This window comes from Stenotrophomonas sp. P5_B8 (assembly GCF_054049855.1).
In genome coordinates this window covers 1-12,315 of the sequence record NZ_JBFULO010000086.1, presented here as the reverse complement: position 1 = coordinate 12,315, position 12,315 = coordinate 1, and the positions used below count along the sequence as shown (strand labels likewise).

The window sequence follows — 12,315 nt, the reverse complement described above, 5'->3', positions numbered from 1 at the left end:
CACCCATACACTGCGTACATCTTTACTCGTTGATTGCCGACCATGAGCGAATTGCCGCACGTCTTCGACGCCACCACCGCCACCTTCGAAGCCGAGGTCCTGCAGAAGTCCCTGCAGACGCCGGTGCTGGTGGATTTCTGGGCTCCCTGGTGCGAGCCCTGCAAAACACTCGGCCCGATGCTGGAAAAGCTGGCTGGCGAATACCACGGCGCATTCGAGCTGGCCAAGGTCGATGTGGACCAGGAGCAGCAGATCGCGGCCGCCTTCCAGATCCGCTCGGTGCCGACGGTGTTCCTGGTCAAGGGCGGCCAGTTGGTCGACGGCTTCCCCGGCGCGCTGCCGGAAGGCCAGATCCGCGAGTTCCTGACCCAGCACGGGGTTACCCCGGCCGAGCCGGTCACCGAGGCGGTGGCCGAACCGGAGCCGCTGGATCCCCAGGCCCAGGTGGATGTGCTGCGTGCTGCGATCGCCGCCGAGCCGGACAAGGACGAACTCAAGCTGGACCTCGCCCTGGCCCTGCTGCAGACCGGCGCCAGCGCCGAAGCCAGCACGCTGATCGACGCGCTGCCCGCCAACCTGGCCACCGACGACCGTGCGGTGCGCGCCCGTGCGCGTCTGGATTTCGCGATTGCCCTGCAGGATGCGCCCGCGCCTGAGGTGCTGGACGCATGCATTGCTGCCAACGGCGATGACCTGCAGGCCCGCCACCTGCGCGGTGTGCAGCTGCTGCTGGGCGGGCAGGACGAGGCCGCGCTGGAGCATTTCCTGGAGATGCTGCGCCGCGACCGCGGTTTCGCCGAAGGCCTGCCGCGCAAGCTGCTGATCGATGCCTTCAAGGTGATCGGGGACGATGACCTGATCGGCCGCTACCGCCGGCGCATGGCCTCGCTGCTGTTCTGATCCCGGCGCGGTGTCGCCCGGGAGATGCCGGATGCGACACCGACTTCTAACGGATTCCACGTGTCCTGGGCGTGATCCCGGTCACGTTCAGAAACCCTGCACGACGCCCGGGCAATAATGCCGGCGCGGCGTATTGGACGTCGCGATTCATTCGGGGGGATGAGGTCTGGGCCCATCGGGGTCGCAGGGCTACGCCCCGCCCTGCTGGGCCAGATGACCGTGAGTTCGATGCGCTTGCCACACGTTCCCTCCCTGAGCGGCCGCCTGCTGATGCTGGCGGCCCTGCTGTTGACCGCCCTGCCCGTGTTGGCCCAGGACTGGACCTACCGGGTCCGTCCGGGTGACACCCTGTGGGACCTCGGCGCGCGCTATCTCAAACCGTCGGTGCCCTGGGAAAAGTTGCAGGCGCACAACCACGTGGCCGATCCGTATCGCCTGCCGCCGGGCACCCAGCTGCGCTTTCCCATCCCCTGGCTGGCCGTGCAACCTGCGCCGGCGCGTGTGCTGGCCGTCCGCGGCCGGGTCCAGGTTGGCGATGCCGGTCGGACGACGCTGCGTGCGGTCATCGAAGGTGAGCTGCTGACGATCGGCCAGCAACTGGTCACCGGCGCCGACGCCAGTGTCACCATCGCCTTCGCCGATGCCTCGCGGCTGCAACTGCGCGAGAACTCGCACCTGCGCCTGGACCAGCTGAGCCGCTACGGTCGCACCGGCATGGTCGATACACGCCTGCGCCTGGAACAGGGCCGCACCAGCAGCCGGGTGACGCCGGCCAAGGGCCCGGCGTCGCGGTACATCATCGACGCCCCCAGTGCGACCAGCAGCGTGCGCGGCACGGTGTTCCGGGTCAGCGCGGGCGATGCCACCCATAACGCGTCCACCGAGGTGATCGAAGGCAAGGTGCAGGTCGGCAATCGCCGCGGCCAGCGCCTGGTCACGCGTGGCCAGGCAAGCCGCAGCATGTCCGCCGATGCACGTCCGGGCGACGTGGAAGCCCTGCTGCCCCGACCGGTGCTGGACCCCGCGCGGCTGCACCTGGATCCGCTGCCGGCGCAGCTGTCATGGTCGGCGGTGAGTAGCGCCGCTCAGTACCGGGTCGAGGTGGTCCGTGCCGACCAGCCGGAGATCCTGCTGTTCGCCCGGGACACTGCCGCCACCACCCTGACCGTACCCGACCTGCCCCCGGGCGAGCTGCGCCTGCTGGTGCGCGCGGTCAGTGCCGATGGCGTGGAAGGCCTGGATGCCGAGCGCGACTTCGTGGTGCCCGACCAGCCGGTGGCCCCGTTGACGGTGCGCCCGGTCAACCAGGAAACCGTCAACAGCGCGCGGCCGCGATTCGAATGGAGCCAGGTCAGCGACGCCGAGGCCACCGTGCTGCAGATCGCGCGCGATGCGCAGTTCCTCGAACCGGTGCTGGAGCAGGAGAGCCGCGGCACCCATCTGCGCCCGACCCAGGCGCTGGCGCCGGGCGCCTATTTCTGGCGCGTGGCGTCGCGCGATGCCGCCGGCCACCGCGGCCGTTTCGGCCAAACGGTGGCGCTCACCCTCAGTGATGCCCCGGTCGATCCGGCACTTCAGCCGCCGCAGGCCGCCAAGGGCCAGTTGACGCTGCGCTGGCAGGCCGGCGCGCCCGGCCAGCGCTATCGCGTGCAGCTGGACCGCAAGGGCGATTTCGCCCAGCCGCTGCTGGACCGCGACGTCGATCAACCCGAGGTCTCGCTCAAACGTCCGTGGCACGGTGCCCTGCACGTGCGCGTGCAGTACATCGACGACGATGGCTACGCCGGCCCGTTCTCGCCGGCGCAGCAGATCAAATTGCCCTGCCGTACCTGCTATGGCGCTGGCGGCGGCGCGCTGCTGTTGTGGTTGCTGCTGTGAAACCCCTGCTGCTGTCCTGGCCGCAACGCATCGTGCTGTCGACCCTGGTCGGCGCGCTGGCGGCGGCGGCCAGTCATTTGCAGTGGTTCTGGCAGCAGGATGAAGCGGTGTACGACGCTTACGTCGGCCGTTGGGAATACCGTCCCGACCCACGCCTGCTGATCGTGGCGATCGACGACAACAGCCTGCAGCAGATCGGCCAATGGCCGTGGCCACGCGCCACCCACGCCCAACTGCTGGACCGTCTCACCCAAGCCGGCAGCGCGCGGGTGGTGCTGGATCTGATGCTGTCCGAACCGGACCGCCAGGATGCGGCGCAGGACGCCGACCTGGCCGCGGCGATCCGCCGCAACGGGCATGTCGTGTTGCCGGTATTGGCCGCCCCGGCCAGTGGCCCACGCATGGCCGAGGAACTGCTGCCGATCCCGCTGATTGCCGCCAACGCGGCCACGCTCGGCCACAGCGACGTCGAAGTGGATGCCGATGGCGTCGCGCGTGGACTGTACCTCACCGCCGGGATCGGCTCACCGCACTGGCCGGCCCTGGGGCTGGCGCTGGCCGACACGCCCGGCCCGCTGCCGGGCCTGCGCGATCCCGATCCGGCGCAGTTTTCGCCCTACCAGTGGCGCCGCAACCACTACGTGCGCGTGCGTTACGCCGGCCCACCGGAGACCTTCCCGCAGGTGTCCTACGTGGACGTGCTCAACGGCGAGGTCGATCCGGCACTGCTGCATGGGCGGCGGGTGCTGGTCGGCATGACCGCCAGCGGCATCGCCCCGCGCCTGCTCACCCCGACCACCCGCGAGCATTGGATGAGCGGCAGCGAATACCAGGCCAACGTGGCCTCGATGCTGCTCGATGACAAGGTCATCCGGCTGCTGCCCACGCTGTGGCAGGACCTGCTCAGCGGGGTGCTGGTGGCGCTGTGCTGCCTCGGCCTGACCCTGCCGCGGGCGGCGGCCAGCGCCCTGCTCGCCCTGCCCGTTACCCTGCTGATCAGTTTCGTGGCGCTGCGTGCCGGCAACGTGTGGTTCGCCCCGGCCGCCGCACTCACCGGCATGCTCGCGGTGATTGCCGCCTGGGTGCTGTGGCGCATCAGCGCATGGCGACGCCAGGCCAACAGCGATGCACTGACCGGGCTGGGCAACCGGCTGCGCTTCGAGCAGACCCTGCAGCAGGAACACGAGGCCGGCCGCCGGAGTGGCCGCCCGCTCAGCCTGGTGCTGATCGACGTGGATCATTTCAAACACCACAACGATCTCTACGGCCACCATGCCGGGGACAGTGTGCTGCGCCAGATCGCCGGCGAAATCGGCGCCCATGCACGCCGCCCGCGCGATATGGCCGCCCGCTTCGGCGGTGACGAGTTCGCCCTGATCCTGCCCGACACCAGCGCCGAGGGCGCCGTGCAGGTGGTCGAGGATCTGCTGGCGCGGACGCGGGCCATGGAGGTCCCGGCCGGGCCGGGGCAGACCCTGCAGATCACCCTGACCGTGGGCATCTTTACCCGCGTACCTGCCAGCGACAGCGAGCCGCGCCATTACTTTGAAGGCGCCGATGCGGCGCTGTACCGGGCCAAGGCGGCAGGCCGCGACGGCTATGCGGCCGATGACGGCGGCTGAGCCCACGCGCACACCATACGCAGGCGAATGTTAGACTCCGGCCACCTTCCCCTGCGTAGCCCGTCCCGATGAAGGCCACCGTTTTCCGCCATGGCATCAACCTGTGGCCGCCATTCCTGTTTACCGGCATCCACGTCACCGAGGTCAGCGACGACTACCGCCACGTGCGCGTCGAACTGCGCATGCGCCCGTGGAACCGCAACTACGTGGGCACCCATTTCGGCGGCAGCCTGTTTGCGATGACCGATCCGTTCTGGATGCTTACCGTGATGCAGAACCTGGGCCGCGATTACTACGTATGGGACCGCGCCGGTGCCATCGAGTTCATCAAGCCCGGTCGTGGCACGGTGACGGCCGAGTTCCGCCTGGATGATGCACTGCTCGACCAGCTGCGCGCGGCGACCGCCGGTGGCGAGAAGTACCTGCACTGGTTCAGCAACGACATCCTCGATGCGCAGGGCGAGGTGGTCGCACGCGTGCGCAAGCAGGTCTACCTGCGGCTCAAGCCTGACGCGCGCAGCCCCAAGGCGCCCGACAGCAAGGGTTGATCCGGCACGTGGTTGCTATTCTCGGTGCCCCTGCGTTTCACCGACGACCTCATGCGCCTGCTGTCTGCTGCCCTGCCCCTGCTGTGCCTGCCCATGCCTGCGCTGGCCCTGGAGGTTCCGCCGGTGGCGTATCCGCGTCTGCCGACTGTCGCCAGCAGTGCTGAAGGCTTCGTTCCAGACGGGTGGCGCATCGAACAGCGCCTGGACGGCGACCTCAACGCGGACAAGCGCGCCGACCTGGTGCTGGTGCTGCGTCAGCAGGACCGGCACAACGTGGTCGAGCATGAGGGCTTGGGCATCAGCCCGCTGGACAGCAATCCACGCCTGCTTGCCGTCGCATGGTCCAACCCGGACGGCAGCTATGCGCTGGCAGCGCAGAACCACACCCTCATCCCACGCCACGAATACCCGAACATGTCCGATGTATTCGAGGACGGTTCCGGCGGCGTATCGATCGTGCGCGGCACGTTGCAGGTGCAGCTGTATTTCTTCTCCAACGCCGGCAGCTGGTCCACCGGCTCGACGACCTTTACCTTCCGCTGGCAGGACCAGGCCTTCGCGCTGATCGGTTACGACAGCCAGTCGCTGATGCGCAACGCCGGGGAAACCGAGGCGCTGAGCATCAACTATTCCACCGGCAAGCTGCGCCGCGCGCATGGCAGCATCGAAGACGACCGCGACCAGGTGCAGTGGGAAGCGCTACCGTCGGCCAAACGCTGGACACTGAACAGCATTGGTGATGGGGCAGCGTTTCAACCGTTGCCCTAGCCACGGACGCCCGGCGCCCGCGTGGCGCCGACGTCATGCGTTACTGCGGCTGCCAGGCCAACGGCAGCCGCGCGCGGATCATCGCGCTCGCGTCGGTGGAAGGCCGCGCAAAGCATCGCACCTGCACGCCTCGACCATCGGCGCTGGGCTGCAGCGGGCGGTGCGCGCTGCGGAGTGGATCGGGCAATCGTGCCAGCGTGGCCATCGCACCCTCGCCGTCGTTCGGCTGCCCACGCAGCCACAGCATCGCCGCGGCCAGCCGCAGCTGCGCGCCCGCGTCCTGCATGCGCCAGTTGTACTCGTCATACGCCGGCCCGGCGATGTCCTGCAGCATGCAGCCCACCGCATTGGCCACGCACTGCAACGACCACACCGACGGCGGCGTGGCCAGCGTCACCCTGCGGTCGTCGCGGATCTGTTGCTGCACCTCGGTCGCGCAACTGCGAGACAGCAGCGCGGCACTGCGTGCCTGGGTCTTTTCCGTGTCGTACAGCCAGCGCGATTGGCCGTCCGGCAGGCGTGCGGTTGCAGCGCGCTGGAAGGCGAACTCCCCGCGCATGGGCACGCACAGGTCCAGCTCGGCCACCGTCGGTGCGGCCAAGGCCTGCTGGCAGATCGTCGGCAGAGATGCATCGGCCGGCAGCTCGGACATTATCTCGGTGAACAGCGACGCATTGCGACTGGCCATGGCACCGCCCACCATCGCCACCAGCAGGCTGTCGCTGCTGCGCATCAACATGCGCCCGGTGCCGATGTCCTCGCAGACGCCCTGCAGGGCCTGGCTGCTGTTGCCGCGCACCTGTTCCAGCGCGTGCAGCGACAGCCGCTCCATCAACGCCTGAATCGGCGGAAACGGCATCGACACGTCACTGGCGAACAGATTGCGGTAATGGTCGTTACGGCCCAACGCGCTGATGCGCGCGTGCAGCCCGTCATGCCCGCGATGCGCCTGGGCCACCTCCGCCGCATGCGCGCGTACGTCGTCCAGGCAACTGTCGGTGGCGCGCCCGCACCAGCCGTGGGCGGGCGTGGCCTTCGGGTATCGCCCTTCGGCGACGCTGGCCGTCCACGGCTGCGAGGTTTCCGCGGCAATCGCCTGCGCGAACGCCTGCGTATCGCGTGTGGTCAGCGCGCGCATCCGAGCAGGATCGATGCCGTCATAGGGCAACAGCCACAGCGGCGGGAACGCATTGCGCTCGGGCACCTGGTCGCGCGGCGCGGCCTCCATCGCCGCCAGCGCCGCACGCTCGGCGGCCGGCACCGGCAGCAGCCAGGACACCAGCACCACCACCAGCAGCAGCGCGCCCATCCCGAGCACGGCCATGCCCACCCACTTCACTCCGTTCAACACAGCATTCCTCCAGCGCGCCGCTTCCTGCGGTGGCCGGCAGGGTAATCCGGGCGGCGGCACCGCTACAATGCGGCATGTCGCCCGAAGCCCCCCAACTCGTCCCGCGCCCCTCCCTGCAGCGCCTGTTCCTGACCGGCCTGCTGACCCTGCTGCCGATCTGGCTAACCTGGGTGGTGGTCAAATTCGTCTTCGTGCTGTTGTCGGGCATTTCCAGCCCGGTGGTGGTGCCCCTGTCCGAGCAGATCGCCGCCTCGTTCCCCCATTACCTGGGCTGGGTCAAGGTCGAGTGGATGCAGAACGTGATCGGCCTGGCCGCCACCCTGCTGGTGATCCTCAGCGTGGGCGTGCTCAGCCGCCGGGTGATCGGCCAGCGCCTGCTGCGCTGGTTCGGCGCGGTGATCAAGCGCATTCCGCTGGCCAGCATCATCTACGACAGCGCCAAGAAGCTGCTGGACATGCTTCAGACCGAGCCGGGCAGCACCCAGCGCGTGGTGCTGATCGATTTCCCGCACCGCGACATGAAATCGGTCGGGCTGGTCACTCGGGTAATCCGCGAACAGGGCACCGGTCGCGAGCTGGCTGCGGTGTACGTGCCGACCACGCCCAACCCGACCTCCGGCTACCTGGAAATCGTGCCGGTGGAACTGCTCACGCCCACCGACTGGACCGTCGACCAGGCCATGAGCTTCATCATCTCCGGCGGCGCCGTCGCCCCGGAAACCGTGCCGTTCACCCGCGCCGGAGACCGCTAGAGGCGCGCCACCAGTGACGGCAGCGGGTCTTTACCCCTGCTGACGCGCGGTGGTGCGGCGCTGGCCGTACGCGCGCGGATCGGGCAAGCTCCCCGGTCTGTGTAGTGTTACGGATACCGCCGATGCCCCACCCCGCCCGCGCCCTGGCGCTCGCCATCGCCGCCCTGCTGGTGTTCAGCACCGCCGCACCGGCAGAAGCCGCCAAGAAGAAGGCCAACCGGCCGGCCGCCGCGCAGACCCGGCAGGCCGCCAAACCCAAGGCCAAACCGCGCGCGCGCCCCGCCGCGGCGCCGGCCCGCCAGCCCCTCGTGCGCCAGCAGACCAAGGCCGCCCAGCTCAACCGCATCTACGATGAATACTGGGATGCCTCGATGCGGCTCAATCCGCTGCAGGCCACCTTCCAGGGCGACAGCCGCCACAACGACCAACTGCCCAACATTCTCTCGGCCGCCTACCGCCAGCAGTCGCACGACTTCACCGTGGAATGGCTGGGCAAAGTGGAGAAGATCGGCCCCGATGGCCTCACCGGCCAGGACCTGCTGAGCTACGAGATTTTCGTACGCGACGCGCGCATGTCCGTCGCCGCCGAGCAGTATCCCAGCTGGATGCTGCCGGTCAGCCAGTACTACAACCTGGGCAGCATCATGGCGATCCTCGGCTCCGGCTCGGGCGCCCAGCCGTTCAACACGGTGAAGGATTACGACAACTGGTCCAAGCGTTCGCTGGGCATCGGCCCGCTGTTCGACCAGGCCATCGCCAACATGCGCCAGGGCATGGCCGCCGGCGTCGTGCAGCCGCGCGACCTGATGGAAAAGGTGCTGCCGCAGCTGGATGCGGTGATCAAGCCCACTGCCGAGGAAACCCTGTTCTGGGCGCCGGTGCGCAACCTGCCCGCCGACATTGCCGACACGGAAAAGACCCGCATCACCGCCGAATACAAACGCATGATCGAGTACCGGATCATGCCGGCCTACCGCGCCCTGCGCGGCTTCATCGCCACCGAATACCTGCCTGCCACGCGCAGCAGCGATGGCCTGGGCGCGCTGCCCAAGGGCCAGGCCTGGTATGGGCAGAACATCGTGCAGAGCACCGCATCCACCCTGGATGCGCAGCAGATCCACCGCATGGCCGAACAACGCGTGGCCACCCTGCAGGCGCAGATCGCGGGCATTCTGAAGGACAACAGGATCCGCGGCTCGCAACAGAAAGTGCTGCGCAACATGCGCACGGACAAGAGCTTCCAGTACGCCAATGGCGAGGCTCTGCTCAACCGCTACCGGCAGTTGCAGACCCAGGTCGCCGGCCGCCTGCCGGCCCTGCTCGGCACGCTGCCGAAGGCGCCGATGGAAATACACGCGGTCGAACCCGAGCGCGCTGCAGCCGCCTCGGCGGTGAGTTACCAGCAGCCGCTGCCGGATGGCCTGCGCCCGGGCATCCTGTATGTCAACACCGGCAACCTGGCAAGCCGGCGGCGCTGGGCCACACCGATGCAGTTCCTGCACGAAGGCATCCCGGGCCACCACGTGCAGCTGGGCCTGCAGCAGGAACTGGACAAGCTGCCGCGCTTCCGTCGCCTGGGCGGCGACATCGCCTTCATCGAAGGCTGGGGCCTGTATGCCGAATCGCTGGGTGACCCACTCGGCGTCTACCAGGATCCTTATGAACGCATCGGCTACCTGCAGGCCGCGCTGACCCGCGCCGCGCGCATGGCCGCCGACACCGGCCTGCATGCGCAGGGCTGGAGCAAGCGCCAGGCGGTGGACTACCTGGTCAAGACCGCCGACATCCCGGCCGAAGATGCCACGGCTGAAGTGGAACGCTTCATGGCATTGCCCGGGCAGACGCTGCCCAATGGCCTGGGCGAACTGAAGATGTTCGAGCTGCGCGACCGTGCCAAGGCTGCACTGGGGCCGCGTTTCGACCTGCGTCGCTTCCACGAGGAAGTGCTGCGCGACGGTTCGATGCCGCTCGATATCCTCGATGCCAAGCTGCAGCGCTGGATCGCCAGTGAAACCGCCGGCACGCCGGCGCCCGCCGCCAGTCCCTGACCTCGCCCCGGGAGCCGGCCATGCACATGACACCGCGTCCGCGCTGGATCAACGCGATGTGCATCGGCCTGCTCGCGGCCGGCAACGTCTTCGCCGCGCCGGTGCTGACGCCGCCGGACCCGGGCATCGATGCGTTGTTGCAGCGCTACGACGGCCAGGTGCCCGGCGCGGCGGTGCTGGTGCTGCACGACGGACAGCCGGTGTTCCAGCGCGGCTACGGCCTGGCCGTCCTCGAGGACGGCACCTCGGTGACCGCACAGAGCAACTTCCGCCTGGCCTCGCTGAGCAAGCAGTTCACCGCGGCGGCGATCCTGCTGTTGGCCGAGGATGGCCGTTTGACCCTGGATGACCCGCTCAAGCGCTGGTTGCCCTCGCTGCCGCGCGCCGCCGATGCGATCACCCTGCGCCAACTGCTCAGCCATACCAGCGGCCTGCTCGACTACGAAGACCTGCTGCCGCCCGGTGCGACGGCACAGGTGCACGACAACGACGTGCTGCACCTGCTGGAAACCCAGGACCGCACGCGCTTCGCCCCCGGCAGCCGCTACCGTTACAGCAACAGCGGATATGCGCTGCTGGCGCTGGTGGTGGCCAAGGCGTCCGGGCAGGATTTCGCCAGTTTTCTGAAGGCGCGTATCTTCAGCCCGCTGGGGATGGATGCCAGCGTCGCCCACCAGGACGGCGTGGACGATGTGGCGCATCGCGCGTACGGCTATAGCCAGATCGACGGACGCTGGCAGCGCACGGACCAGAGCCCCACCAGCGCGGTACTCGGCGACGGCGGCATCTATTCCTCGCTGACCGACCTGGCCAAATGGGACGCGGCACTGTACGACACGCGTCTGCTGAAGGCAGCGTCCTTGCGCCAGGCATTCGCGCCGGCCACCGCCACCGAGGAACCGGACGTGCCGTTCTACGGCTTCGGCTGGCGCCTCAACGGCCAGGCGCAATGGCACAGCGGGGAGAGCATCGGCTTCCGCAATGTGATCCTGCGTTATCCCGCACACCGCCTGACGGTGATCATCCTGAGCAACCGCGACGGCCCCGAACCCTATCCGCTGGCGCTGCAGATCGCACGACGCTGGCTGGACACCCTGCAATGACCCACGACCACGGCACCCCGCTGCTCGGCGTCCACCATGTGGCGCTGATCGGTTCGGACTACGCGCGCTCCAGGGCGTTCTACACCGAGGTCCTTGGCCTGCGGGTGCTGGACGAAAACTACCGCGCCGCGCGCGATTCCTGGAAGCTCGACCTGGCCCTGCCCGACGGCAGCCAGCTGGAGCTGTTCTCTTTCCCGCACGCCCCGCCCCGCCCAAGCCGCCCGGAAGCCCAGGGGCTGCGTCATCTCGCGTTCCGGGTAGCGGCGCTGGAGCCGATGATCGCGCGCCTGGCCGCGGCCGATGTCGCCTGCGAGGCGATCCGTACCGACGAATACACCGGCCGCCGCTTCACCTTCTTCGCCGACCCGGACGGACTGCCGCTGGAGCTGTACGAGATCCCGGCCGAGGGCGGCTGAACAGGGTCGGCGGTGCGTTCCGTACCGGAGCGAATGGGTATACAGTCGGGCTGTACCGGCCCTGCGCCGGCATTCACGAACTCCCTGGGAGGGGAAACATGCGCAAGACTTTGAAGACCCTGCTGCTGGCACTGCCGCTGATGCTGGCCGCCATGTCGGCCAGTGCGGCCGATGGTGCGGTCGGCCGCTGGAAGACCATCGACGACAAGACCGGCAAGGTAAAGTCGATCGTGGAGATCACCCAGGCCACCAACGGCACCCTGACCGGCAAGGTGGTGGAGATCCTGCATTCGGACAAGGGCCCCAATCCGGTCTGCGACGGTTGCGAAGGCGCCAACAAGAACAAGCCGGTCAAGGGCATGACGATCCTGTGGAACCTCAAGGCCGACGGCGCCAACGCCTGGTCCGGCGGCACCATCCTGGACCCGGGCAACGGCAAGACCTACAAGTCCAAGGCCAAGCTCCAGACCGGCGGCGCCAAGCTCGACGTCTCCGGCTGCATCGCCTTCATCTGCCGCTCCCAGACATGGGTGCGTGAGTAATCTRGCGCTGTTTGTCTAGTCATTGCTCCGGTGTGGTCGAGGCGTGTGCATCGCCGGTTGGGAGGAAGAGAAAGGCCGAAGCGGCTGCGCCGCTTCGGCCTTTTGCATTTCAACTCCCCCCACACCCCGAACCAAACCGCTCTGGCTTCGGTCTCGGCAGGAAGAAGCTCCTTTCGGTTCGATTCGTTCGGCCAAGTTCGCCTCGCTTAGGCGTCGGCGTCGGCCTCTGCCCCCGCCGTTCCCATGCATACCAGCCAACTGTGGAAGGGTTGGGGTGGTTGAGGTTGCGGGGCCCTCCACCGCATGGATGCGGTGGCGGAGCTTACATGGGTGAGGGCGCATTGCTTGCGAGGCACTGCCTCGCATGCGTCCGAACGCACAGCCGCC

General features: G+C 68.3%; 11 protein-coding genes. 10 read left to right on the top strand and 1 reads right to left on the bottom strand.

What is annotated here, in order from left to right; translation table 11 throughout:
* Positions 1-42: 42 nt before the first annotated feature.
* From trxA to ACXJKH_RS07140, 5 genes are all read left to right on the top strand, one after another.
* Complete coding sequence (trxA, locus tag ACXJKH_RS07160; RefSeq protein WP_457318916.1) at positions 43-900, top strand: thioredoxin; 858 nt, start codon at positions 43-45, stop codon at positions 898-900.
* A gap of 228 nt (positions 901-1,128) precedes the next feature.
* Positions 1,129-2,778, top strand: coding sequence for a FecR domain-containing protein (locus ACXJKH_RS07155; RefSeq protein ID WP_457318915.1), 1,650 nt, complete (start codon positions 1,129-1,131; stop codon positions 2,776-2,778).
* Complete coding sequence (locus ACXJKH_RS07150; protein ID WP_457318914.1) at positions 2,775-4,400, top strand: CHASE2 domain-containing protein; 1,626 nt, start codon at positions 2,775-2,777, stop codon at positions 4,398-4,400. Before ACXJKH_RS07155 ends, ACXJKH_RS07150 begins: the two co-directional genes overlap by 4 nt.
* A 68-nt stretch (positions 4,401-4,468) precedes the next feature.
* On the top strand, positions 4,469-4,948 hold the full coding sequence (locus ACXJKH_RS07145) for a DUF4442 domain-containing protein (RefSeq protein ID WP_256775895.1): 480 nt from the start codon (positions 4,469-4,471) through the stop codon (positions 4,946-4,948).
* A 24-nt stretch (positions 4,949-4,972) separates the two neighbouring features.
* Positions 4,973-5,716: a hypothetical protein gene (locus tag ACXJKH_RS07140; protein ID WP_457318913.1), complete on the top strand. Its 744-nt coding sequence runs from the start codon at positions 4,973-4,975 to the stop codon at positions 5,714-5,716.
* A 40-nt stretch (positions 5,717-5,756) separates the two neighbouring features.
* Here the strand turns inward: ACXJKH_RS07140 and ACXJKH_RS07135 are convergent, their stop codons facing one another.
* The gene (locus tag ACXJKH_RS07135; RefSeq protein ID WP_457318912.1) at positions 5,757-7,067 is read right to left on the bottom strand and encodes a hypothetical protein; all 1,311 of its coding nucleotides are present in this window, start codon (positions 7,065-7,067) and stop codon (positions 5,757-5,759) included.
* A gap of 74 nt (positions 7,068-7,141) precedes the next feature.
* On the opposite strand from ACXJKH_RS07135, the gene ACXJKH_RS07130 reads away from it, so the two are divergent.
* The 5 genes from ACXJKH_RS07130 (at position 7,142) to ACXJKH_RS07110 (ending at position 11,928) form a co-directional block, all read left to right on the top strand.
* Positions 7,142-7,819, top strand: coding sequence for a DUF502 domain-containing protein (locus ACXJKH_RS07130; RefSeq protein ID WP_256775892.1), 678 nt, complete (start codon positions 7,142-7,144; stop codon positions 7,817-7,819).
* A 122-nt stretch (positions 7,820-7,941) separates the two neighbouring features.
* Positions 7,942-9,867, top strand: coding sequence for a DUF885 domain-containing protein (locus ACXJKH_RS07125; protein ID WP_457318911.1), 1,926 nt, complete (start codon positions 7,942-7,944; stop codon positions 9,865-9,867).
* A 20-nt stretch (positions 9,868-9,887) separates the two neighbouring features.
* Positions 9,888-10,970, top strand: coding sequence for a serine hydrolase domain-containing protein (locus ACXJKH_RS07120; protein WP_457318910.1), 1,083 nt, complete (start codon positions 9,888-9,890; stop codon positions 10,968-10,970).
* On the top strand, positions 10,967-11,386 hold the full coding sequence (gloA2, locus tag ACXJKH_RS07115) for an SMU1112c/YaeR family gloxylase I-like metalloprotein (protein ID WP_457318909.1): 420 nt from the start codon (positions 10,967-10,969) through the stop codon (positions 11,384-11,386). The genes ACXJKH_RS07120 and gloA2 overlap by 4 nt, the downstream gene beginning before the upstream one ends.
* Before the next feature lie 98 nt (positions 11,387-11,484).
* Positions 11,485-11,928 carry a DUF2147 domain-containing protein gene (locus ACXJKH_RS07110; RefSeq protein ID WP_256775889.1) on the top strand — a complete coding sequence of 148 codons (444 nt, stop codon included), beginning with the start codon at positions 11,485-11,487 and terminating at the stop codon, positions 11,926-11,928.
* The last annotated feature ends 387 nt before the right edge of the window (positions 11,929-12,315 follow it).